The following is a 24783-nucleotide window of genomic DNA, read 5'->3' as shown; positions in this document are numbered from 1 at the left end:
AAAAGCCTGAAAAACCTAGCAAAACAAACAACACACACCCACCCTAAGATGAACTGCGTGTCTGGCTGTTTCAACCAAATAATGGTTAATAAAAAAACATTCTTCCCAACCCCCACTTAAATCCCTGACGGGGAAAAGCATAAGGAGGCCAGGTGTTATCGTAATAAACCATGCACAAAATTAAACGACACCAAAGACCAGCCTTGGTAGCCTTTATTTACAGTGGTTAGGGTATATGCATCCCCACCACCCGGCATGACCACCCCAACACAAACGTGTTAAGGTACGACAAACAAAAAATAAATGGCACACTATTGAGTTCTCAAACAACATTCACATACTGATTGGGGTAAATCTTTTGGTTGATTTCCGCTCTCAGCAGCTGAAGATTCACTGTAGTTTCTTCTATTTCAGAAGTCAACTTGGAGTTAATCTCCGTGTCACTTCGGTTTGCTAGCAACTCCTTGTTGGGATGTTGTAGCGGCTCGCTGCGACTTGAACTAATCTACACAGACCCGCCAGAAGCTGCAAACTCCCTGGTCAACGCATTAAAAGAGAACGAAAGCCCCCTCCGTGGACAGTGGAGGGGGCTTTTCGTCGTCAAGCATCAGGCCTGGCGGATCTTCACGCCGGCAAAGTTCTTTTTGCCCTTCCGCAGCACCAACCACTGGCCGTGCAGCAGATCGGTGGCGGATGGTTCCCAGTCATCGGCGGAGATGCGCTCGTTATTAACGTATGCGCCACCTTCGGAAATGGTGCGTCGGGCGGCACCCTTGGAATCGACAAGGCCGGAGGCGACGAGGAGATCAACGATGGTGCGCGGCTCCCCTGCCTGAATCTCCGCAACCTCGGTCTCAGATACAGAGGCAGCGAGGGTCTTTTCGTCCAGATCGCGCAGATCAGCACGACCGAACAGTGCCTGGGCAGCCAACTCGACAGCTTCGGTGGCTTCTTCGCCGTGAACCAGGTTGGTCATCTCGCGGGCGAGACGGCGCTGGGCCTCACGCTTGAATGGGCGCTCAGCAACCTCAACCTCAAGCTCAGCGAGCTCCTCCTGGTTGAGGAAGGTGAACCAACGCAGGTAACGGATGACATCAGCGTCAGCTGCGTTGATGAAGTACTGGTACCAGCTGTACGGGCTGGTCATTTCCGGATCCAGCCACAGGGAACCGCCACCGGTGGACTTACCGAACTTCTTGCCCTCGGAATCAGTCACCAGCGGAACAGTGATGCCGTGGACAGACTTGCCCTGGACACGACGGTTGAGATCAACGCCGGAGACGATATTGCCCCACTGATCGCCGCCACCCACCTGGAGGGTGCAATCAAAACGCTTGTTCAGCTCAACGTAGTCATTGGACTGGAGCAGCATGTAGGAGAACTCAGTGTAGGAAATGCCATCGGTTTCCAGGCGACGCTTGACGGTATCCCGGGCCAGCATGGTGTTCAGTGGGAAGTGCTTGCCCACGTCACGAAGGAAGGTGACCACGGACATGTTGTTTGTCCACTCGGCGTTATTAACCAGGCGGGCGGCATGATCTCCTTCGAAGTCAACGAAACGGCTGAGCTGATTGGAGATCCGATCTGCCCACTCGGCGACGGTGTCGGCGGAGTTCATGGTGCGCTCCCCCACGTCACGGGGATCGCCGATCATGCCGGTGGCACCGCCGGCGAGCACGATGGGGTTGTGGCCGGCCTGCTGGAAACGACGCAGCATGAGCAGCGGGACGAGGTGTCCGGCGTGCAGGGAGGGCCCGGTCGGGTCGAAACCGCAGTACAGGGTGATCGGTTCCTGGGTGGCCTCACGCAGGGCGTCGATATCGGTGGACTGGTTAATCAGTCCGCGCCAGCTGAGCTCGTCAATGATATTGGTGGTCATGATGGTGTGGGGTGTGTCTTTCTTGTCTGATTCCGACTAGGAGGAGGGGGTCCACTCGGTGGCCTCGTCGATGAGCAGCACCGGGATGCCGTCGTCGATGCGATAGGCCAGTCCGAGGCGTTCATTCACCAGGAGCTGCTCGCTCTCCAGATATCGCAGTGGGCCCTTGTCCTTGGGGCAGGCCAGGACTTCAAGAAGCTTCGGATCAAGACTCATGCCGAACATCCTACTTGGCCCCGGGCGCACGCTTATCGACGCCTCCCCCGTCGCCGCCATCGCCACTGTCCCCGCGTTCCCCACGTTCCAGCGGGAGTTGACCAAACTGCATGTGCAGGATCCGGTTGTGGTCCTCCAGCCGGTTGAGGCTATTGCGGGTGATGGCGTCATAGATACTGTCCGCCTCCCCACGCAGCAGATCAAAGGATCCGATGATGTCCCCGATGGCCTGGGCGTTGCGTCGATCCGGGATGGCCAGGTAGGCCTGCACCACCGACGGGATGTAATCAAGGATCATGGAGCGCACCGTCACCTGGTGTTCGGGGAAATCCACCAGATGCCCCCAGTTGTCCAGCACCCGCCCCAGAGCGCGTTCCAGCTCTGCCATGGAGCTGGAGACAGGCTCGGGCACCCGGGTGTCCAGCAACACCCTGCGCTGGTCATATACGCGCTGCCTGAGCTGATCGGGCTGTACCAATTCGACCCGTGGTGACCGGTCCAGTGCCGGGGTGGTGCGGGCCGGGGTGAGCAGCACACCCGCGCCGTAACCGGCCACCGCCACCAGGGGCCAGAACACCCCGAGTCCCGTCACCAGATGCACGACGATGATCAGGGTGGCCACGAGCATGCCCACGATGTTTTTGCGGGAGGTGAAAAACCCGCTGTTACTGGTAGGCACGGATCTCCTTGAAGACCTCCTCCAGGCCACCGTTCATGGCATCGAAGGTCTTGCCACCGGTGAGCCCGGCGAGGTTCTCCATCTCGGTGATGTTGGCCTCGCCGTAGAGGATGACAAAAACGGGGATGCGTTTCTTCTCCGTCGGCAGCTCGGAGTACAGGCGCTGGAAGTGACCGAAGCTGAGGCCACTGGTCTGTTCGCCGTCGGTCATCAACACGATGGAGGGGATGGAGGCGCCGGTTTCCACCTCGTCATAGGCCTGGATCAGTGCGTCGTAGATGCCGGTTCCGCCCTCTGTCTGGAGAGCGACCACCCCGTCGACAAGCTCCTGTCGCTGCGGGCCGCCCACTTCATCCACCGTGGCGGTGATGGGCTCCCCGGGGGAGGAATTGAATGGGATGATGGTGACGTTCTCCCGCTCGCGTAGCGAGACATCCCCGGTCAGCGAGGAGGCCTCACCGGAGATCATGTCCAGCATCGTCGAGCGCAGCAGTTCCATCCGTGTCCCCGCCATGGATCCGGACACATCCAGCACGAAGGTGGTGTTGCCGGGGACACGCAGGTCATTGTTGTAGGCGGCGATGAGGGCATCGGTCACCGTCCGGTCGCCGGGGAAGGGCTGCTCGATGACAAACGCCTGGGCCAGTTCCGGTGGCAGGACCGCCATGGGATCCACCGGGCGGCGGAAGGTGTCGGTGAGGTGTTCCGGGTGGTCCAGCATCCAGTCAGCGAGCGCCTCCACCTGCTGGGTTGCCTCCGCATCGGCGGTGGCCAGGGGTGTCAGTGGATAATCGGCGCTCACCACCCCGTCCGCGGGCACGACCACCCGCAGGCCGGCGTTGTCCTCGGCATTGATGGTGCGCAGAACGGATTCATAGTTGACCAGCGCGTTCGCGCGGTTCGGGTCCCGGAGGAAGGCATCCTTCAACCACCCGGAGGATCCCGAGGTCATGGTCTGTCCGGACAGGAAGGACCGCAGTTCAGGCGCCACCTCATCAACATCCTCCAGGGTCAGGGCCTGACCGGTGTCGGCATAGGCCGTGGCCACCGACACCAGGGCGGAGAACCCGGAGTTGGAGGTGGAGGGATCCGTCATGCCGAACGTGAGCTGCCCGCTGGCGGCAGCCGAGCCGATCTCAGCCCAAGTGGGTTGACGGTCCGCCCACCCGAGGCGCCTGGCATGGTCACCGGCGACCCCCAGCGCCACAGGCGAGGACGCGATCTTGGTGGCCTCACCCAGCTTGTCCGAGGCCCCGATCAGGTCCACATAACGGTTGGTGGCAAACCAGGTGGCATCGACATCATCATCGAAATCCCCCTGTTTGAGCCGTTCGCTGTTCTCCAGCGTGCCGCCGGGAAACTCCAGCTCGATGGTGAAACCGAGGTCCCCGGAGGCCTGCTCCACCACCGCCTCCAGGTCACGGAGTTCGGTGGCGGCGACGATGCGGAGTGGGTCGTCGTCACGCACCACCGAGGGCACGCCGGAGGTCTCCGACGTGGCGGTGTCCGTGCTCTGGGCGCAGCCGGCCATGACGACGGTGGACAGCACCAGGGCGGCAAGGGGTAGAAGTCTCTTCATCACTGTTCATCCTCCGGAGACGCGTCAGGCCCTCCCGCTGGGCTGTAACTGGCGGAGACCCCCTCGATGAGGACCTCCAGGGTGTCGTAGTCGGGCGGGTCGATGCCCAGCACCTGGTCCGGGATGACGTCATCGACATCGAGGTCAGCCATCACGCGGGTGAACACCTGACCATCCTGGGGGCGGAAACCATGGCGCGCAGCCAACTCCTGCAGCTGCGGATCCTCTGCGAGAAGTCGACCCACCTCCGCGCCCTCCTCCGTCAAACCGACGGCGGTGTGCTTGGTGAACACCGTGGGATACGGATACGCCAGCACCTTCCCGTCACCGGGTTCAATGCGGCCATCCTCCGAGGCGAGTTCATTGAGGAACTGGGCCTCGTAGATCACGACCATCGGCTTGGACCCCATACCCTGGGAGAGATAATCCGCGAACGGCCCGGCGGAGGTGGACTCCGTGTATCCCTGCCCCAGGAAGAACTGGCTGAGCTCCGGTACCAGGGCGGTGGCGTCTGGTGCGCCGGCCACCACCGCGCCGTCATTGGCCGCCCACGATAATAGCGACAGATACATGGCCGCCGAGTTGGAGGTGCGCACATCCGTGGAGGACAGCTGCACCCGGCCCGGCGAGGGGAACTCATCCCCCAGATCACGCCACCGCGTCCCCTCCTGCGCCAGCTCAAGATAGGCCACCATATCGATGTACCAGTGGCCGTTTTCCTGCCGTGCCACACCCGCGCGCTCCAACATGGTGAGGACGGGCTCGAAGGTGGCCACCGCTATCGGCGAGTTGAAGGGGGTGTACTCACCGGTGGAGGTGACCTTCTCCAGCAACTTCTGCGCGGCAGGTGCCGACGAGGGGAAAGCAAGATCAAACCCGGAGAGATCGGTGTCCGTGGCGATTCTCAGCGACCCCGCGGTGGTCACCTCCACCCGGTAACCGTGCTCTGCGAAGACGTCCCGGACCCCGGGGTCATCGAAGAACGCCTTCTTCTCCGACCCGATCACAGCCTGAACGGTGGTGAGATCCGACTGGTCGGACAGGTGGGCTGCAGCATTGTCATCCTGGCCGAAACCGGGGATGGTGATGGTCCCCCTCCCCGCCAGGACCGCCACCACAGCGAGGACCAGCAGGATGATGCCCAACACAACAGAAACACCCCTGCCACGATTTCTTCCGGATCGCGCAGAGGTGTCAGTCATGGCCTGATGGTAAGTGCGCCCACCGGGGCCCGCAACCGCTCGAAAAAATACTCCGTGCCTGGTTACACCCGTGGTGCTACACCCGTGGCACCACGGCTGGAGCCCGCACCGGCACCGGCTAGGCGTCCGCCACGGTGAAACGGGTGCGGCGGTGCGCCGGGTTCTCGATCTCATCCAGGACAGCCACGGCGAAGGTTCCGGTGGTCACCCTGTCCCCGGCCGGGGCATCGTCGGACAGCACATAGGATTCTGCCTTCTCACCAGGGGCGATCTCCGGCGACGGTGCCAGCATGACCCAGTCCAGGTCCTTGTCTGCGGAACGGTAGAGGTTGAGGACCTCCACGAAACTGCGTGGCTCGTCGGCGTACTCCTCGGGAATGACCCCGGCGTTGATCAGCAGGGTGCCGTCGGGCATCTCCAATCCACCGGCACCGCCCACGACAAAGATGCGGGAGGTGGGGGCGGCGGCGATGAGATCGGCGTGCGCCCGGATGACGGGTCCGAAATCACCTGTTTCCCGGCCGCCGGGCACAGAGATGACCAGCACGTCCGACTCCACTGCGAGGGCCATGACGGCGTCGGTGTCGGTGAGGTCGAGGGCCCTGTAGGTCACGCCCTGGACCGGGTTGCTGGCGACGCCACTCCGGTTGGTGCCGATGACCTCATGGCCACGCTCCTGCGCCTCACGGGCGATGGCGCTGCCGATCATTCCTGTGGCTCCGATGATGCTGATCCTGCTCATGGGGTTCTCCTTCTCTCAGGGGGTTGAATGGTGTGGCACCCACCCTACCTGATTACTAACTAAGGGTAAGTGTTTCACTTACTAATGGTTAGCTTTGGCGCGGTCCGCGCGATAAGCTGGATCTATGAGCAACGCGTCCCCTCCCTGGAACCCCCACAGTGCACACTGCGCCAGCCGCGACCTCCTCAGCGCCGTCGGCGAGAAGTGGGCGATCCTGATCCTCACCTCGCTGGGCACCGGAGCAATGCGGTTCGGTGAGGTGGAACAGGCAGTGGAGGGGATTTCCCAGAAGATGCTCTCCCAACGCCTGCAGCGCCTGGTCGCCGACGGACTGGTCGAACGCACCATGCATAAGGAGATCCCTCCCCGGGTTGACTATGAACTGACCCCCCTCGGCCGTTCGGTCCTCCCCCTCCTGCAGCTGCTCGTCCAATGGACCATCGGGAACATGGATCAGGTGGTGGACAACCGCGAGCGGGTGTCCGAGTCAGAGGATGGGCTCAAGGGTTGATAGTTTTCGTTGGTTTGTGGGCTGAGCGTCGGCATAACCCCAGGACGCTCAACGCAAACCAACGAAAACGTTCATGCCCCCACTCCCCCACCGGGACAACCCAGCACACCCGTTGGCAAAAACTGTTGGTTTGTGGGGTACGCGCCCCCAAAACCCCAGGAGCCTGCACACAAACCAACAGTTTTTGCCACACCCCCGGCCCATAGAAAAATCCCCGGTACCTGAACCAACAATGGTTCAGGTACCGGGGATTTACGTCAGTTGACGTTTACGCAGCCAGGAAGACCTAACCCCGCACCGGGGTGGTCGCCCAGGCCAGATGGTCAGCATTGGCCTGGTTGATGCGGTCGCGCTGTTCGCTGACGCGGACGCCGGCGGTGCCACCTCGGGTGGCGCGGGAGGCCACGGCGCCTTCGATGGTGAGCACGTCGCGGACCGCGGGGGTCAGTCGGGAATCCACGCCGGCCAGTTCCTCATCGGTGAGGTCGACCAGGCCCACTCCCCTGCCCTCGGCGATGCGCACGCAGGCACCGGAAGCTTCGTGCGCTTCGCGGAATGGGACACCTTCGCGGACCATCCATTCGGCCAAATCGGTGGCCAGGGTGAATCCGGCGGGTGCCAGTTCACGCATGCGGTCGGTGTTGAAGGTCAGGGTGGAAACCAGTCCTGTCATGGCGGGCAGCAGCAGGTTGAGCTGGGCGACGGAGTCGACGATCGGCTCCTTGTCCTCCTGCAGGTCACGGTTGTAGGCCAGGGGCTGTGCCTTGAGGGTGGCCAGGAGTCCCGTGAGGTTACCGATGAGACGACCGGTCTTACCGCGGGTCAGTTCGGCAACATCGGGGTTCTTCTTCTGCGGCATGATGGAGGATCCGGTGGACCAGGCATCGGACAGCACGATGTAGCCGAATTCCGGGGTGCACCAGGCGATGATCTCCTCGGCCAGGCGGGACATGTCCACGGCGATCTGCGCAAGCACGAAGGCCGCCTCGGAGGCGAAGTCACGTGAGGAGGTGGCATCGATGGAGTTGTCGGCGGCGGAATCAAAACCGAGTTCCTCGGCGATGGCCTCCGGGTTGAGCTGCAGGGAGGATCCCGCCAGTGCACCGGAGCCGTAGGGTGATACCGCCAGGCGTTTGTCCAGGTCACGAATGCGCTCGAGGTCGCGCAGCAGCGGCTGGGCGTGGGCCTGGAGCTGGTGTGCCAGCAGGACTGGCTGGGCTGCCTGGAAGTGGGTCTTTCCGGGCATGATCGCTTCCGGGTGTGCGGCGGCCTGGGTGGTGAGGGCGTCGATAAGCTCGGTGACACCGACCGCGATGCCGCGCACGGCGTCGCGCACCCACATGCGGAAGAGGGTGGCCACCTGGTCGTTGCGGGAGCGGCCGGCGCGCAGGCGGCCACCGACCTCGGGGCCGACGCGGTCGATGAGGCCGCGCTCCATGGCGCCGTGGACATCCTCGTCGGAGGGCACGGGGCCGAAGGAGCCGTCGGCTACATCGCGGCCCAGCTGGTCGAGGCCGTCGAGCATGGTGCTCAGGTCGGCGTCACTGAGCAGACCTGCGGAGTGCAGGACCTTCGCGTGGGCCTTGGAGGCCAGCACATCATATGGGGCGAGCACCCAGTCAAAGTGGGTGGACACACTCAGGGCGAACATGGCCTCCGAGGGGCCGCCGGAGAAACGTCCGCCCCATAGGGCGCCTTCGTTGGTTCCGTGCTTTTCCACGCGTTGATCCTTTACTTAACGTCTGTTGCTAGAAAGTCTTGATTCAAGTGTAGGCGGGGTGGTTCGGCGATTTGCCATACCACCCCGCCCCTTATCACTCAGCCGAAAAACTGGCTCTTAGTTTTCGCCGGCCTCGCGGTCGCGCTTGTTGGCGATCTTGGAGGACAGGCCGTGCAGCTGGACAAAGCCCTTGGCTGCGGTCTGGTCGAAGCTGTCACCGGTGTCGTAGGTGGCCAGGTTGAAGTCGTAGAGGGAGGAACCGGAACGACGGCCGTTGATGGTGATCCGACCTGCGTGCAGGACAAGGCGGATATCGCCGGTGACGTGCTCCTGGGTGGACTCGATGAAGGCATCCAGGGAGCGCTTCAGCGGGCCGAACCACAGGCCGTCGTAAACCTCCTCGGACCAGCGGGCATCGATACCGCGCTTGTAACGGGCCAGCTCACGCTCGACGGTGACATCCTCCAGGGCCTCGTGGGCGGTGATGAGGATCATGGCACCGGGTGCCTCATAGATCTCGCGGGACTTGATGCCCACGAGGCGGTCCTCCACCATGTCCAGACGACCGACGCCCTGAGCGCCGCCACGACGGTTGAGCTCCTCGATGGCTTCCAGCATGGTGACGGGACGTCCGTCGATGGCAACCGGTGCGCCAGCCTTGAAGGTGATGATCAGTTCATCCGGTGCATTGCCCAGTGCCGGATCCTCGGTGTAGGCGTAGATGTCCTTGGTGGGTGCGTTCCACAGATCCTCCAGGTAACCGGTCTCGATGGCACGGCCCCAGACGTTCTGGTCAATGGAGAATGGGGAGGCAGCGGACTGCTCGATCGGAACGTTGTTCTCTTCGGCGAATTCGATGGCCTTGTCGCGGGTCCAGGCGTAGTCACGCGCAGGGGCGATGATCTCCAGGTTTGGATCCAGGTCCATGAAGCCGACCTCGAAACGAACCTGGTCGTTGCCCTTGCCGGTGCAACCGTGGGAAACGTGGGTGCCGCCGTGCTCCTTGGCTGCCTCAACGAGGTGCTTGACAATCAGCGGGCGGGAAATGGCGGAGACCAGCGGGTACTGCTTCATGTACATGCCGTTGGCCTTGATGGTGGGCAGGCAGTATTCCTCTGCGAACTCATCCTTGGCATCGATCACGATGGATTCCACTGCACCGCAGTCGAGTGCACGCTGGCGTACGGATTCCATGTTCTCGCCGCCCTGACCGAGGTCCAGGGAGACGGCGACAACTTCGCCGCCGGTCATCTTGGACAGGTAAGGGATGGCCACCGAGGTGTCCAGGCCGCCGGAGTATGCAAGTACGACACGATTGGTCATGGGGTTTCTAGCTCCTTATATAAAGTGTGAAATTGTTCCCGAGGGTATGCAGATACCCGCGGTGCGTTTAATCGGGATCCCATGCGCGGATCCACCTAGTGCTATACCTTACCTTCAGGCCTGATGGCGCCTGAACGTCTGCCCAGCAGTTCACCCAGCTCCCTGCCCGTCATGGGATCACGGGCGAGAACAAAGACGGTGTCATCGCCGGCGATGGTGCCCACGATCTCCTTCATCCCGACCCGGTCGATGAAGCTGGCCAGGTACTGCGCGGCCCCCGGTGGGGTGCGCAGCACGGCGATATTTCCCGAGTGGTCGGTGGATACCAGCAGCTCATCGAGCATGCGCCTCAGTTTTTCCTGGGGTCCGCGTAGATCTTCAGGCATGGTGTTGTCCACCGGTCCGATCGCATAGAAGGCACGTCCGCGATCGGGGCGCACCTTGCGGGCACCGAGCTCATCCAGATCACGCGAGAGCGTGGCCTGGGTGATATCGACCCCCTCATCCAGCAGCAGCTCTGAGAGCTGCACCTGGCTGGTCACACGCTGCCGCCCCAGAATCTGGACGATCAGAGCCTGCCGCGTCGTGCGCGTCACGCTCGCCAGTGGTTGCGTTGAGCTTATCGACGCCTGTTCCTCACCCAATGTTTCTCCCCTGCTGGTTTTCCAGAAGCCACACCATCAGTGCCTTCTGCGCGTGGAGTCGGTTCTCCGCCTCATCGAACACCCGTGAGGCCGGGCCGTCGATGACCGATGCGGAGACCTCGTTGCCGCGGTAGGCCGGGAGACAGTGCAGGAAGATGGCATCGTCGTTGGCACGCGCCATCACCTCATCATTGACCTGGTAGGGAACAAACGGGGTGGTGCGATCCAGTCCGTCATCCTCCATGCCCATGGACACCCAGGTATCGGTGATCACCACATCGGCGCCGGCCACCTCGTCGAGGCTGTCCGTGACGGTGACGGTGGCCCCGGTCTCGGCGGCACGGACGTTGGCGCGGTCAATGAACTCCTGCTTGGGCTGGAAACCCTCCGGGGCGATGATGGAGATGTCCATGCCCGCCGTGGCGAAACCGATCATGTAGGAGTTGGCCATGTTGTTATCACCATCGCCCAGGTAGACGGCCTTCTTCCCCTTCAGCCCCGAAGGGCCTGCCTCGGGGCAGAGGTTCTCCATGACGGTCTGCAGATCCGCCAGGATCTGGCACGGGTGCAGATCATCAGTGAGGGCGTTGATGATCGGCACGGTGGCGGTCTCAGCCATGTCGGTGAGATTCGACTGCGCATAGGTGCGCCAGACAATGGCTTCCACGAAACGTGAGAGCACAGCGCCGGTGTCCTGCAGGGTCTCGCCCTTGCCCATCTGGGAGCTGCCCGAATCCACCACGATGGCGTGCCCGCCGAGGTGCGCGATTCCGGCATCAAAGGAGAAGCGGGTGCGGGTGGAGGTCTTGTCAAAGAGCACCGCCACCGACAGTGGCCCTTCGAGGGGACGCTTGGACAGCGGGTTCTTCTTCAACTCTGCGGCGAGGGTGAGCACCTCGGCCTGTTCCGCCGGAGTGAGGTCATCATCGGCGAGGAAGTGCCGAATATCTACGTTTGTCATGGTTTAACCCTTTACTTCAGCAAGTACTGCACCGATGGCGGCAACGGAGTCGGTGATCTCGTCGTCGGTGATCACCAGTGGCGGGGTGAGGCGGATAATGTTCTCGGCTGGGGCATTAAGGATCACACCATGCTTGAAACCGGTGGTCACCGCCTGCTTGGCCACGGCACTGTCCAGCACCACACCGAGCATGAGGCCACGTCCGCGGACCTCACTCACACCAGGCAGTTCCAGGAGCTGCTCCACAAAGGACTTCCCCTTGCGGGTGACCTCTGCGCAGAACTCTTCATCCACCACGGACAGCACTGCGCGTGCGGCAGCAGCCGAGATCGGATTGCCTCCGAAGGTGGTGCCGTGTTTGCCGGGTCCCATCAGTGTGGCTGCCTCACCGGTGGCCAGGCAGGCTCCGATCGGGAGACCACCCCCTAAGCCCTTGGCCATGGTCACCACATCAGGGGTCACACCGTCATGTTGGTGGGCGAAGAAATCCCCGGTGCGGCCGATGCCGGTCTGCACCTCATCCACGATGAAGAGCACACCGTGTTTATCGCACAGTTCACGCACGCCCTTGAGGAAGCCCTCCGGTGCCGGGATCACACCGGTTTCCCCCTGGATCGGTTCCAGGATGATCGCTGCGGTGTCGGTCGGATCGGACTCCACCAGTGCGGTCAGATAATCCAGGTCACCGTACGGGTAGAACTCCACACCACTGGGCAGCGGTGCGAAAGGAGTGCGCTTGTCCGGCTGGCCGGTCATGGCCAGTGATCCCATGGTGCGACCGTGGAATCCGTTGACCGCTGCCAGGATGCGGTGACGGCCCGTCAAGCGTGCGATCTTGAATGCCGCCTCGTTCGCCTCGGCGCCCGAGTTGCAGAAGAAGACCTGGGTGGCTGAGGCCGTGGCATCGTCGCCAAGCGAAAAACGCTGCACGAGCTCAGCCGCAACCTCCACCACCGGGCGGGTGGCAAACAGGTTGGACACATGGCCGAGCTGACTGAGCTGGCTGGTCACAGCCTCGATGATGGCCGGATGGGCATGGCCGAGTGAGTTGACCGCGATGCCAGCGAGCAGGTCGATATAGACCTTGCCGTCATTATCAGTGACCGTGGAGCCCTTGCCCGAGACCAGTTCCACAGGCGGGGTTCCGTAGGTGTTCAGCACCACCTGCGGCCAGCTGGTGAGGGTGTCCTCCACTGCTGTGAGGTTCTTCATCTATTTGATCCCATCCTGGTCGTTCTTGCGAAATACAGTTCCCTCGGGGTAATCGCCGCGGTCATAGACATCCGGCAACACCATCGTGCCGATACCACCCATGGTCAACAGCTCCAGCAGGACCGAGTGGGCGATGCGGCCGTCGATGACATGCGCGGCACTCACTCCCCCACGCACCGCATCCAAACAGGATTCCATCTTCGGGATCATGCCGGAATCAAGTCCAGGCAGGATCGAATCCAGTTCCGAGGCGGAAATCTTGGACACCAGCGAGCTCTTGTCCGGCCAGTCGGTGTACAGGCCCTCGACGTTGGTCAGCACGAGCAGACGCTCCGCACCGATGGCGGCGGCCAGTGCCCCGGCGGCGGTGTCAGCGTTGATGTTGTACACCTGGCCGTCCGCGCCGGGAGCGATGGTGGACACCACCGGGATACGTCCGGCGTCGATGAGATCCATGAGCGAGGTGGCATCCACGTTGACGATATTGCCCACCAGTCCGATGTCGGTCGGGGTGCCCTCGATGTCCACGAGGCGCTTCTCCGCGGTGAACAGTCCGGCATCCTCACCGGAGGTTCCCACCGCGTAGGGGCCATGTGAGTTGATCAAGCCAACCAGGTCACGTCCGACCTGGCCGAAAAGCACCATGCGGACGATCTCCATGACCTCAGGCGTGGTGACGCGGAAACCACCCTTGAACTCACCTTCCAGGCCCACACGTCGGAGCATGTCCGAAATCTGCGGACCACCGCCGTGCACCACGACGGGCTTGGCACCCACGGTGCGCAGAAACACCATGTCCGCGGCGAATGCGGCCTTGAGGCTTTCATCCACCATGGCGTTGCCACCGTATTTCACCACCACGATCTTGTCGCGGAAGTGCTGCAGCCAGGGCAGGGCCTCGGCGAGCACATGCGCGCGCTCCTCCGAGCCGAGGTTCTTGATCAGGTCATTCATGGTTGTCTCCCACGTGCTTATTAGCGTTCCAGTATCCGGGGTTAGGTGCTGTACTCCGAGTTGATCTCCACATAGGCATAACTGAGATCTGTGGTGCGCACGGTGGCGCGGCCATCTCCGCCGGTGCCCAGGTCAACGCGCACGGCGATGTCCGCGCCGGACAGGTCCACCTCGCGTGCACCGGGTGCACCGGTGGAATCAAGGCACACGGCCTGATCATTGAAGAACACCGAGATGTGCTCGGGTTCCATGTCGGCATCCGCCATCCCCACGGCTGCCAGCACACGACCCCAGTTCGGATCCGAGCCGAACATGGCGCACTTGAACAGGTTGTCACGGGCGATGGTGCGGGCCGCGTTGATGGCCTGCTCATCGTTGGTGGTGCCTTCGACAGTGACGCTGACGCGTTTGGTCACGCCCTCGGCATCAGCCTGCATCTTCTCAGCCAGATCAGAACACGCGGCAAAGACGGCGTCATTGAGATCATCCTGGTCCGGGGTGATGCCAGAGGCACCGGAGGCCAGCAGGAAGACGGTGTCATTGGTGGAGGTGGAACCGTCGATGTCGAGGGTGTCGAAGGTGACGGCGGTGGCCTTGGCCAGTGCGATCTGCGCCATCGCCTGGGTGATGGAGGCATCCGTGGTCAGGCAGACCAGCATGGTGGCCAGCGATGGCGCCATCATGCCCACGCCCTTGCCCATCGCACCGACGGACCAGCCATCTGCGAAGATGACGGTTTCCTTGTCCACGGTGTCGGTGGTCATGATCGCACGCGCGGCGGCGTCACCATGATCACCCAGCGCACCGTCTGCGGTGAGGGCATCGATGCCGCTGGTGATCTTGTCCATGGGCAACAGCTCGCCGATCAGACCGGTGGAGCAAACACCGACATCAGTCGGATCCAGGTTGAGCTTGGCGGCGAGTGCGTTCACAGATTCGCGGGCATCGGCCTCACCCTGGGCACCATTGCAGGCGTTGGCATTGCCGGCATTGTAGAGAACCGCCTTGAGCTGACCATCGGCCACGTTCTCACGGCTGACCTTCACCGGGGCTGCAATAACACGGTTGCGCGTGAAGACCGCCGCCGCGGTGAACTCAGGCCCCTGGTTGACCACGAGTGCCATGTCCGGCTTACCGGAGGGTTTGATGCCCGCGGTGGTGGCAGAGGCGACGAACCCCTTGGGTGCGGTGATGCCGGTATCGGCCATCTGGTGCTCCTTGAATGCTGTGCTTGGTGTGATTGGTCTGGTTGGAAGGTGGTTAAGGCGCAACGCCGGTCTGAGGCAGACCTGCGGTTTCATCGAAGCCGAGCGCGAGGTTCATGCACTGCACTGCAGCACCTCCGGTACCCTTGGTGAGGTTATCGATCACCGAGGTGACCAGCACCTTCTTGGCAACGTAATCCACCTCGATCTGAACGTGGCACATATTCGAACCGACCACATTCTGGGTCTGTGGCTGCACACCATCAGGCAGGACATGCACGAAAGGCTCATCGGCGTAGAAATCCTCATAGACCTTGCGGGCCTGCTCCTGGGTGACGCCCTCCACCAGTGGCGCAGTGGCGGTGGTGAGGATGCCGCGTGGCAGTGGTGCCAACACCGGGGTGAAGCTGATGTTCACGTCCTTGTCGGTGACCTCTTTGAGGTTCTGAGTGAGCTCCGGGGTGTGACGGTGTTTGCCCGCGGTGTTATAGGCCTTGAGTGAACCCATGGTCTCTGAACCGAGGAAGGGCACGGCTGCCTTCTTGCCTGCACCTGAGACACCGGTGATGGACACGACTGAAATATCCGGCTCGATGAGGTCGGCCTGAACCGCTGGCAGCAGTGCCAGGGTGGCGCCGGTGGGGAAACAACCGGGCACGGCGACCCTCTTGGACCCGATGAGCTGCTCACGGTGGCCGGGCATCTCGGGGATGCCATAAGGCCAGGAACCAGCATGCTCGGATCCATAGAACTTCGACCAGGCATCCGAATCGGAGAGGCGGAAATCCGCGGCACAGTCAATGATCGTGACATCGGGGCCCAGCTGGTTGGCGATCTCCGCGGAGAATCCGTGCGGTAGACCCAGGAAAACCACATCGTGGCCTTCCAGTACATCCTTGGTGGTGTCCTCGATTACCCGATCAGCCAACTGCGGAAGATGCGGCATCAGGTCGGCCACTTTCGTGCCCACGGTGGAGGCGGCGGTCAGGGCGCCGATCTCCAACTCACCTGATGCATAGGCCGGGTGGCCTAGAAGGAGGCGGAGGATCTCCCCACCTGCATATCCACTGGCTCCTGCTACTGCAACCTTGATCGTCATAGGTCACGATACTACACGTTATGCACACCAATGCAAATTATTCATGCATGCAGCGTGAGTTTATGCAGTCTGTTTATTCACCCGCCCCCGCAGCTGCTCCACCCATTGTGTCACGTCCCCGACATCTGGCGGGCCGGGTTCATGGGTAAAAGTTGGAGATCTCCATGTTTTCTCCGCACATGTGCCCAGGATAGCTCCACAGAACTCCGGCTTTTACTCTTCCATGGGCCGACTAGTCCCCGAACGCCAGATCCGAGAGCGCATCAGAATCCAGGATGGACACCCATTCCCGGCCGGAATCAATAACGCCGTCTTTCTTCATCCTCGACATCACCCGGGATGTTGATTCCACCGTGGTGCCCGCCATGCCCGCGATATCCTGGCGGCGCAGACGCACCTGCAGCAGTATCGATCCGTCACTCATGTGCTGGCCCAGCTTCTCGGCCAATTCCTCCAGGACCGCGGCCACGCGCTGCTCCACCGTATGAACGGTCTGCCCCACTTCCCTCTCACGGGCCTGGCGCAACCGCTCCTGCTGCATCTGCAACAATGCCACCGCAAACTGGGGGTACTCCGCCACCACTTCCGCCAGTGCATCCGCCGGGATGAACAGTGCACAGGTGGTCTCCATGGCCCAGGCGGAATCCACCGCCGCGGTGGAGACAGTGGACACCGGCCCCACGATGTCTCCGGGAGCGGCGATATCCATGGTCAATTCCTTGCCGTCCACGGTGTCCCGGGTGATCCGGGCCCTGCCCGAGGCGATCATATAGCTGCCCTCCACCTCCTCACCTGCCAAAAGCAATGGATCCCCCTCGTGCCAGGACCAGGCTTTTAGGTCACGGGCGAGATTGGTCAACTGCTCCTCAGAGAGCCCCTGGGTCAGCTGTGATCTCTTCATCACGGCGATCCTGGTAGCCATGTCGCAGGGGTGCGGGTGGGAACATGCGGAACGGACGGGATGCAAAGACATGGGTCACAGTGTATCGGGAAACCTGAAAATCCCCACCGGCTGAGGAGTTCCTCAACCAATGGGGATCGGTGAATCGTAGGCGGGTTTAGTAACCTGCGTGTCCGCCGCCACCGCCGGGCAGCTGTGGTGGTGCCTGCTCTGCCGGAGCAGGAGCAGGAGCCGGAGCAGGAGCAGGAGCCTGCTCAACTGGGGCTGGAGCCGGAGCAGGAGCTTCCTGCTGCACTGGGGCCTGAGCTGGAGCGGGTGCCGGTGCTTCCTGCTGCACTGGAGCCTGCTGCTGGATCGGAGCCTGGCGTTCTGCTGGAGCGGGATCGGAAGAAACCTCTACCTCCTCCTCGATGATGACCTCAACCTCAGAGGTGGTCTCCTCCTCTGACTGAGTGGAGGAGGTGGTGGATGTGCTGGTCGAGGTGGTGGTCTCCTCGGCATCATCCTCGGTGTCGCCACAGGCAACGAGGGAGGCGGACAGAGCCAGTGCCGCAGCGGAAGCAGCGAGCTTACGATAAGAGATCATGATTTTTCCTTCCTAGCGGGTGGTGGGTCCCACATCACGTGACCACCTTACGGGGTCATGGTGTGGGTTACACCCGAGATATTGTTGTCGGCGTGTTGCCGCTCCATGAAGATTTAAAGGGGGGCCGGGTTACAGGCGCTGGTTGGCAGGTTCCGGGTGGGCGGCGTCCTGGGTCACGCGTCCGGTGTCATCGACAGGCACGCCTGTCGGGGCGCCACCTGCCGGTGCGAGATCCTCGACAGCAACCGGATCCTTCGGCTTGACGCCGAAGAGGATCTTCAGGTCGCGGACCAGAACGTTTTCGCGTGCCTTGTCCCGTGACTTCCGGTATTTTCTGGATTTCCCTGACTTCCTCGCCGTTGCCTTCATCAGGGGATCATCCACGAAGGTGAACAGGATCCACGCGAAGATGACAGAGATGAAGAAGCTCAGGATCGATACCATGGCCCAGCCCAGGAAACCCCAGGATTGACCGGCCACGATATACCGCTGCACCGCCACCATGACCGGGAACTGCACCATGTAGAAGGCGAAGGAGATATTACCCAGCAGCACAGCCCGGGGTGAGGCGATCTCGCCTGAGACTCCCTTGATGTCACGCACCGCCAGGGTGCAGACCACGAACGCCATTGGCAGGGACATGATCACGGACATCTTGAAGGACAGTGGTACAAACCAGGTGGCGATATAGGAGACCAGAAGTCCCAGCAGCGGCCAGCTGAGTTTGGTGTTGCGGAACATGCCTTCGGCAACCAGCTTGGCGCCGAAGACACCGAGGTAGAACTCGATGAGGCGGGTCAGTGGGAAGTAGTAGGAGAGCCAGTAGGATTCCAGGACGGGGATCTCCCACTGCATGAACCAGATGGGGTCGGCGTGGACATCGGCAACCGGGGATACATCGGTGTCCCACAGGCGTGGCACGAAGAAGTTCTCAATGCCCTTCGGGCCTTCAGCGAAGAAGTGGATGAAGGTGATCGCACCCAGGGAGAGGATGAAGGTGATGGCGAATGCCCACCAGTTCCCCACTCCCTTGACCTTGCGCACCAACGGGATGAACAGTGGGAAGGTGAGATAGAACAGCATCTCCGCGGCCAGTGACCACGATGGGACGTTCATGCCGGACAGTGATGCCCAGTCTGGGTTCCAGGTGTGGATCAAAAGGGCGTTGGGTAGCCAGAACTGGATATCTGCGAAGTCGAGCACCCACTGCACACCGGAGGCGGTGAACCGTGCCGAGGCCACCAGGAACATGGCCAGGGCGATCAGATGCATGGGGTAGATCTTGGTGATGCGTCGTTTGCAGTAATACAGCGTATTGCGCACACCCTTGAGCTCACTGTTGGACCAGTAGATCAAAAAACCCGACAGAATGAAGAAGAACGTCACACCCGCGGAGCCCAGCTGCATCGGGATGAAGGAGTGGATCGTGGCAAACAGATCCGACTTCTGGAATGGGTAGACATTCAAAAACACCAGCGCGTGAAGAACAAAAACGGCCACCGCGGCGAGCCAACGCGCGCCGGTCAGCGACGGCAGGTTGGGCCGCCGGACCTTCTTGCTTTGCGACGCCACCTCTGTAGCGGAAGAAACACTGGACATTGTTTAGGCATTCACCCGGTCGCGGAGGATACCTGCGGTGACGGCATCGCCCTTATGGGAGGGGTGCCATGGTCCGGCAAGCATGTCGGTGCGGGCATCGAGCACGCCGACCACCCAGGGATCATTGGAGCAGCTGGAGTGTCCTTCGGTGGCGGAGCGCAGATCAACGTGGGAGACACCGAGGATGTCAGCGGCACCGGCGATGGACATGTCAAGTCGGTTCATGAAGTCCACGAGGGCCGGGGCATCGTTTTTCACCAGTGGGGTGCCGCCGAGGCGGACACAGACCTGGCTGCCACCGCGTGGGGTGTACTCCTGGTAACCAACAAGGGTGATCTCGGCGTTGGGGGCGTAGTACTTCAGGTAATCGATGACCGGCTTGACGCGTTCGGCGTAGTGCTCAGCGGTGACGGCTTCAGGGTTCTGCATCTTCCCGGAGGCGATAGCACGGTCACCGCATCCTGCACCCAAGTCGAAGAGGCAGGTCTGTACTGATTCCAGGAGGTTGACGCCGGATCCCCAGGTATCGTTCTTGCCCAGCTGGACGAAGATGTGCTCGGTGCGGGCACCGATGGCACCACGGGCTTCTGCGTGGCGGACCTCATCAGAGAAGTGGAATCCATCGGAGTTGATGGAGGCACCGGAGCAGGAGACATCGATGAGTTCGCCACGTGGCAGTCCCAGGTTGGCCTGGAGCTGTTCCGGCCAGGACCCGGCACCCTTGAGGCAACCGCGTTCATCGGTGCGCCAGGGCATGGTGGTGCCGGAGGTGTGGGAGTCGCCGAAGACCACGACCTTCGCTCCCCCTTCAGGGGCACGGCTATCAGCTTCGCCGGCACTTGATGTTAAGGCCCGGCTCACATCTACACCACTGCTGCCGCTGCTCTGTGCGGTGGCTGTGGGGACAAGTGCGGTGGTGAGCATTGCTGCGGAGGCGATTGTCGCCGCCATTACCGCGGCCAGTTTGCGCATAGCCATGTTTTTTCTCCTTTTTCCCGCGCACATCTATTGCGGAACTTTATGAGAACACTGATGTGACGCTGGTTATTAGACCCTGAAAACAATAACAGGCAGTGCCGGTAAGCCTGCATTTGCCTGGGAACGAATTAACTCAAGTCACAACAGTAACACCGGTAACACTGAAATGTGCCCATAGAAAAAATAAGACCCATGGAACACTGAAGCTCCATGGGTCATATCCTCACATCTCACGGCTAGCCGCGCATCTCAGCCCCGAATCGTTCCTTAGCCAGTTCAGCAGCCTGCAGACGGGCCACATTGGCCTCCTCATCGGTCAGGGTGCGATCGTTCGCGCGGAAGAGCAGGGAGAAGGCCAAGGACTTCTTGCCCTCCCCAAGCTGTTCGGAGCGGTAGACATCGAAAAGCTCGACGGCCTCAATAAGCTCGCCGGCACCTTCCTCGACGACCGCGCGGACATGCTCGGATGGCACGTCCTCGTCCACCACCAGGGCGATGTCCTGGTGCAGCGCCGGGAATGCGGACAGCACCGGAGCAGGCAGGTTTTCGCGCAGTGGCAGGGCGTCGATGTTGATCTCCATCGCGCACGTGCGGGCCGGCAGGCCGGCACGCTCAAGAACCTGCGGGTGCAGCTCACCGGCATAACCGACAACCTGGGCGTCGATAAGCAGAGCCGCGCAGCGGCCAGGGTGCCACGGGAGGAGATCAGCGTTGGCCAACTCGAGCTCAACACCGGCGGCGCGGGCCACGGTGCGGGCGGATTCGATGGCGTCGGCGAAGGTGTAGGCGCGGCCCTGGCCCCAGGGGCCGGCGAACTCGATGTTGCCGGTGGCCACCGTCACCGCGTGAAGTGGCTGCTCAGGCAGGGATTCCAGCAGTTCGGTGACGATCTCCCCGGACGGGCGCTCCGTGACCGCCGGCATCGGGGAAACCCCGGTGCCGCGCTCGAAGGACACCTGCTGCACGCCGAAGAGGGAGAAATCATTATGGCCGCGGGCGACATTGCGGCGCACCGCCTCCAACATGGAGGGCAGCAATGAGGTGGACAGCACGTTGTTGTCGGCCTCGAGCGGATTGAGCACGGCGACGGTCTTGCGGCGCTCATCGTCAGCGTCCAGTCCCCAGACATCAAAGGTCTCCGGGTTCATGAACGGGCTCGGGATGATCTCCGCATAACCGGCATAGGCCAGGGCGTGACCGACGGCGCGGCGGCGCTTCTGCGCATCCGACAGGCCGCGACCTGCTGGGGCGGTGGGCACGATGGTGGGGATGGCCTCCAGGCCCTCCAGGCGCAGGACCTCCTCTACCAGGTCAGCGGACATGGTGAGATCGGAACGCCAGGTCGGAGGAGTCACGGTCAGGTCTGTGCCATTGACTTCCACGGCGCAGCCGACTTCTTCGAGGCGCGCAACCACGGTCTCAGCGGAGTACTCCACACCAGCCAGCTCAGAGGGGCGGGTAACAGGCATGGTGATGGTGGGCATGCCGGGAACTTCACCGATGAGGGTGCGACCGGCATCAATGGTGCCACCGGCGATGTCCACCAGCAGGGAGCAGGCCAGGTCCAGGGCGATCTCCACCAGGGCTGGGTCCACGCCGCGCTCGAAGCGGCGGGATGCCTCGGAGCTCAGCTTGTGGCGGCGCGAGGTGCGTGCCACGGTCTTCGGATCCCAGACGGCGGACTCGAAGTAGACATCGGTGGTGGTCTCAGAGATCTCTGAGGTGACACCACCCATGACACCAGCCATGGACTGGATGCCGGACTCATCACAGATGACCACGTCCTCCTCGGACAGGTCACGCTTGAGGTGATCCAGGGTCTCGAACTTCTCCCCCGCCTGCGCATTGCGGACAGTCAGGCCACCGTTGATCTTGCCGGCATCAAATGCGTGCATCGGAGTGCCGAGCAACAGCATGATGTAGTTGGTCACGTCGGTGGCCACGTTGACCGGGCGCTGGCCGGACAACATCAGTTCGCGCTGCAGCCAGAAGGGCGATTCCACCGCTGGGTCAACGCCAGTGACTTTACGCAGGCCGAAACGAACAGTGTTGGTTTCTTCGCGGACATCGATGGGGATGAGCTCACCGCTGACTGCCGGCGCGGTGTTCTCCAGACCGGCGACGGCTGGCTCGAGGGCAACATCGGTGAAGGTGAGGTTGAACGCGGAAGCCAACTCACGGGTCAGGCCGCGGGCGGACAGGGCGTACCCACGGTCCGGGGTGACATTGACCTCGAAGACGGTATCTTCAAGTCCCAGCACTGGACGGGCATCATCGCCTGGTGTGCCGGCGGTGGCTGGCAAAGTGATGATCCCGGAGTTCTGCTTATCGGTCAGACCCAATTCCGCAGCGGAGCAGATCATGCCGGCGGACATGCGACCATAGGTCTCACGCTCACCGATGGCGAAATCGCCAGGCAGGACGGCACCCGGGAGGGCAACAACAACGGTGTCACCTTCAACGAAGTTGCGGGCACCACAGATGATGGACTGTGGCTCACCGGTGCCATTGGCATCGCCGACGTTGACGAAGCAGTGGCGGATCGGCTTCTTGAACTCAGTGAGCTCCTCGATGCTCTCCACAACACCCAGCACCAGTGGACCGGTGGCGGCGGGAATATCGGCATGGCCCTCGGTCTCGAAACCGACGCGGACATAACCGGTATCCAGTTCCGCGGTGGAAACCGACCAACCCGGGTTGGAGTGTCCGAGTAGTCCCGTCACCCAGTTCTGTGCAATCAACATGGTGGATTAACTCCTAAAAAGTCTTGATCTTTGAGGTGGGTGCGAAACTTAAGCCTGGATACCGAACGGCAGGGTGAAGCGGACATCGCCCTCCACCATGTCGCGCATATCAGACAGACCGTTGCGGAACTGCAGGGTGCGCTCAATGCCCATGCCGAAGGCGAAACCGGAGTACTCCTCCGGGTCAACGCCCACTGCCCGCAGTACATTCGGGTTGACCATGCCGCAGCCACCCCACTCGATCCAACCGGCGCCACCCTTCTTATTAGGGAACCAGACGTCCACCTCAGCGGACGGTTCGGTGAAGGGGAAGTAGTTCGACCGCATGCGGGTCTTGGTATCAGGGCCGAAGAGCTCCTTGGCCAGGTGGTCCAGGGTGCCACGCAGGTGCGCCATGGTCAGGCCCTTGTCCACAGCCAGGCCCTCGATCTGGTGGAAAACCGGGGTGTGGGTGGCGTCCAGTTCATCGGTGCGGAAGACCCGTCCGGGGCATGCGATGTAGAGGGGCACCTCACGGTCGAGCATGGAACGGATCTGCACCGGGGAGGTGTGGGTGCGCAGCACCTGACGTGAACCCTCCGGTCCGATGTGGAAGGTGTCTTGCAGGGTGCGTGCCGGGTGGTCGGGCAGGAAGTTCAGGGCATCGAAGTTGAAGTACTCCGCCTCAACCTCCGGGCCTTCTGCGACTTCCCAGCCCATGCCGACGAAGATATCGGCAATCTGCTCATTGAGAATGGTGATCGGGTGCAGCGCACCGACCTGGGCGCGGGTGGTGGGAACGGTGACATCCACACGCTCCTCCTCCAGCACCTCCTGGTTGCGCTTCTCCTCGAGCACGACCTTGACCTGGGCAAAGTGCTTTTCTGCACGGCCGAGTGCCATGTTGACGAAGCGTCCAGCATCTTTGCGCTGGTCCTTGGGAATGCTTCCCAGTGAGCGGCGGGCCTGCGGGATCGGTGCGTTGTCACCGAGGTGGTCGCGGCGCAGGGTGGCCAGCTCCTCGAGGTTCTGCGCACCGTCAAACGCCGCAATGGCCGCGATGGCCGCTTCATTCAAACTGGCTTCGGTCAACTGAATTTCGGACACCGTGTGGTTCAGCCCTTCCCTGGATAATCAATGGAACCTATAAAGACTACTTTTTCTCACAACCAACCCCGCCATCATACTCCGTGGAGACCATGTGGGCGGGATCGGGGTTTATGCGCCCGTGTACAGCGCCTTGGAGGATTCATAAAGGCATATCGACGCCGCGGTGGCCAGGTTGAGCGATTCCGCGCGGCCCCGGATCGGGATGCGCACCCGGTGGTCTGCTTTAGCCAGCAGCTCCTCCCCCAGCCCGTGGGCCTCATTGCCAAACAGCCAGGCGGTGGGCCTGGTCAGCAGTTCATCAGCCTCATCAAGATCTACCTCGCCGTCTGCTGCGGTGGCCAGGATCTGCATGCCCTGCGCGCGTAGCTGGCCGAGCACATCATCAATGTTGGCGTTGCGTGCCACCGGCACGTGAAAAAGAGAGCCTGCCGACGACCGGACCACCTTCGGACCCTGGGGATCCACGGTCTCGCCGGCGAACACCACGGCATCTGCACCCACTGCATCCGCCACCCGGATGAGCGTTCCGGCATTACCCGGATCGCGGGTTTCCACAGGCACACACACCAGCTGCGAGCGCTTGTTCACCGCCTTGCCGATCGTCCACAACACGTCATTGCACAGGGCGAAAATGCCCGTGGTGGTGACGGTGTCACTCATGGACTGTGCGGCCCGGTCGGTGATCGCGTGGGTGTACACGTTCATGTACCCGGCGGTGCGGATGATCTCCTCGAACTTCTCCGCTGCCTGTTCCGTGACGAACAGATCTGTTGCTGCCCCGGTGGAGATGGCCGCCTCAACGGAGTTCTCCCCCTCCGCCAGGAACTGGTTGGTCTTCTTACGGTGTGCCGTCTTCTGGAGCTTTGCCGCGTTGACGATGCGGGGGGTGCGTTCCGTGAACGCCTCGGTGAAATCCAATGCCATGGCCTCAAGGTTATCAGGGGCCCTGGACACGGAAGA

At 62.0% G+C, this 24783-nt stretch carries 22 protein-coding genes; 1 reads left to right on the top strand and 21 read right to left on the bottom strand.

Annotation, left to right across the window (positions count from 1 at the left end; translation table 11 throughout):
• Positions 1-607 precede the first annotated feature (607 nt).
• From tyrS to CFAEC_RS06620, 6 genes are all read right to left on the bottom strand, one after another.
• The gene (tyrS, locus tag CFAEC_RS06645) at positions 608-1879 is read right to left on the bottom strand and encodes a tyrosine--tRNA ligase (protein WP_290279728.1); all 1272 of its coding nucleotides are present in this window, start codon (positions 1877-1879) and stop codon (positions 608-610) included.
• Positions 1880-1915: 36 nt separating this feature from the next.
• Complete coding sequence (locus CFAEC_RS06640) at positions 1916-2095, bottom strand: Trm112 family protein (protein ID WP_035110088.1); 180 nt, start codon at positions 2093-2095, stop codon at positions 1916-1918.
• Positions 2096-2105: 10 nt separating this feature from the next.
• On the bottom strand, positions 2106-2774 hold the full coding sequence (locus tag CFAEC_RS06635) for a hypothetical protein (protein WP_290279727.1): 669 nt from the start codon (positions 2772-2774) through the stop codon (positions 2106-2108).
• On the bottom strand, positions 2761-4353 hold the full coding sequence (locus CFAEC_RS06630; protein ID WP_290279726.1) for a vWA domain-containing protein: 1593 nt from the start codon (positions 4351-4353) through the stop codon (positions 2761-2763). Before CFAEC_RS06630 ends, CFAEC_RS06635 begins: the two co-directional genes overlap by 14 nt.
• A complete protein-coding gene (locus tag CFAEC_RS06625) occupies positions 4353-5555 on the bottom strand; it encodes a hypothetical protein (RefSeq protein ID WP_290279725.1) in 1203 nt (400 codons plus the stop codon). The genes CFAEC_RS06630 and CFAEC_RS06625 overlap by 1 nt, the downstream gene beginning before the upstream one ends.
• A gap of 118 nt (positions 5556-5673) precedes the next feature.
• Entirely contained in the window at positions 5674-6297 is a 624-nt protein-coding gene (locus CFAEC_RS06620) for an NAD(P)-dependent oxidoreductase (protein ID WP_290279724.1), read from the bottom strand.
• A gap of 124 nt (positions 6298-6421) precedes the next feature.
• Between CFAEC_RS06620 and CFAEC_RS06615 the strand changes: the two genes are divergently transcribed.
• Positions 6422-6808 (top strand): winged helix-turn-helix transcriptional regulator, encoded by a 387-nt coding sequence (locus tag CFAEC_RS06615; RefSeq protein ID WP_290279723.1) that lies wholly within the window; start codon positions 6422-6424, stop codon positions 6806-6808.
• Between the two features lie 286 nt (positions 6809-7094).
• Here the strand turns inward: CFAEC_RS06615 and argH are convergent, their stop codons facing one another.
• The 15 genes from argH to CFAEC_RS06540 all read right to left on the bottom strand — a co-directional run bounded on the left by argH (position 7095) and on the right by CFAEC_RS06540 (position 24747).
• Positions 7095-8528, bottom strand: a complete 1434-nt coding sequence (gene argH, locus CFAEC_RS06610) for an argininosuccinate lyase (protein WP_290279722.1) — start codon at positions 8526-8528, stop codon at positions 7095-7097.
• A gap of 117 nt (positions 8529-8645) precedes the next feature.
• Complete coding sequence (locus CFAEC_RS06605) at positions 8646-9851, bottom strand: argininosuccinate synthase (protein ID WP_290279721.1); 1206 nt, start codon at positions 9849-9851, stop codon at positions 8646-8648.
• 101 nt (positions 9852-9952) lie between these two features.
• A complete protein-coding gene (locus tag CFAEC_RS06600; protein ID WP_435384277.1) occupies positions 9953-10456 on the bottom strand; it encodes an arginine repressor in 504 nt (167 codons plus the stop codon).
• A gap of 31 nt (positions 10457-10487) precedes the next feature.
• Positions 10488-11456 (bottom strand): ornithine carbamoyltransferase, encoded by a 969-nt coding sequence (gene argF, locus CFAEC_RS06595; RefSeq protein WP_290279719.1) that lies wholly within the window; start codon positions 11454-11456, stop codon positions 10488-10490.
• 3 nt (positions 11457-11459) lie between these two features.
• Entirely contained in the window at positions 11460-12668 is a 1209-nt protein-coding gene (locus CFAEC_RS06590; RefSeq protein ID WP_290279718.1) for an acetylornithine transaminase, read from the bottom strand.
• Positions 12669-13622: an acetylglutamate kinase gene (gene argB / locus CFAEC_RS06585; RefSeq protein WP_290279717.1), complete on the bottom strand. Its 954-nt coding sequence runs from the start codon at positions 13620-13622 to the stop codon at positions 12669-12671. It lies immediately after the preceding gene.
• 41 nt (positions 13623-13663) lie between these two features.
• Entirely contained in the window at positions 13664-14830 is a 1167-nt protein-coding gene (gene argJ, locus CFAEC_RS06580; protein WP_290279716.1) for a bifunctional glutamate N-acetyltransferase/amino-acid acetyltransferase ArgJ, read from the bottom strand.
• Between the two features lie 52 nt (positions 14831-14882).
• Positions 14883-15926 (bottom strand): N-acetyl-gamma-glutamyl-phosphate reductase, encoded by a 1044-nt coding sequence (gene argC / locus CFAEC_RS06575; protein ID WP_290279715.1) that lies wholly within the window; start codon positions 15924-15926, stop codon positions 14883-14885.
• Positions 15927-16158: 232 nt separating this feature from the next.
• A complete protein-coding gene (locus tag CFAEC_RS06570) occupies positions 16159-16899 on the bottom strand; it encodes a Crp/Fnr family transcriptional regulator (protein WP_435384264.1) in 741 nt (246 codons plus the stop codon).
• A gap of 85 nt (positions 16900-16984) precedes the next feature.
• Positions 16985-17413 carry a hypothetical protein gene (locus CFAEC_RS06565; RefSeq protein WP_290279714.1) on the bottom strand — a complete coding sequence of 143 codons (429 nt, stop codon included), beginning with the start codon at positions 17411-17413 and terminating at the stop codon, positions 16985-16987.
• A 129-nt stretch (positions 17414-17542) separates the two neighbouring features.
• Positions 17543-19012, bottom strand: a complete 1470-nt coding sequence (locus CFAEC_RS06560) for an acyltransferase family protein (RefSeq protein ID WP_290279713.1) — start codon at positions 19010-19012, stop codon at positions 17543-17545.
• A gap of 3 nt (positions 19013-19015) precedes the next feature.
• Positions 19016-19990 (bottom strand): SGNH/GDSL hydrolase family protein, encoded by a 975-nt coding sequence (locus CFAEC_RS06555; RefSeq protein ID WP_290279712.1) that lies wholly within the window; start codon positions 19988-19990, stop codon positions 19016-19018.
• A gap of 236 nt (positions 19991-20226) precedes the next feature.
• On the bottom strand, positions 20227-22734 hold the full coding sequence (gene pheT, locus CFAEC_RS06550; RefSeq protein WP_290279711.1) for a phenylalanine--tRNA ligase subunit beta: 2508 nt from the start codon (positions 22732-22734) through the stop codon (positions 20227-20229).
• 48 nt (positions 22735-22782) lie between these two features.
• On the bottom strand, positions 22783-23820 hold the full coding sequence (gene pheS / locus CFAEC_RS06545; RefSeq protein WP_290279710.1) for a phenylalanine--tRNA ligase subunit alpha: 1038 nt from the start codon (positions 23818-23820) through the stop codon (positions 22783-22785).
• Between the two features lie 111 nt (positions 23821-23931).
• Positions 23932-24747 (bottom strand): TrmH family RNA methyltransferase, encoded by an 816-nt coding sequence (locus CFAEC_RS06540; RefSeq protein WP_290279709.1) that lies wholly within the window; start codon positions 24745-24747, stop codon positions 23932-23934.
• Positions 24748-24783 lie beyond the last annotated feature (36 nt).

This window comes from Corynebacterium faecale (assembly GCF_030408735.1).
Classification (GTDB): domain Bacteria; phylum Actinomycetota; class Actinomycetes; order Mycobacteriales; family Mycobacteriaceae; genus Corynebacterium; species Corynebacterium faecale.
This window is presented reverse-complemented; position numbering and strand designations above follow the sequence as displayed.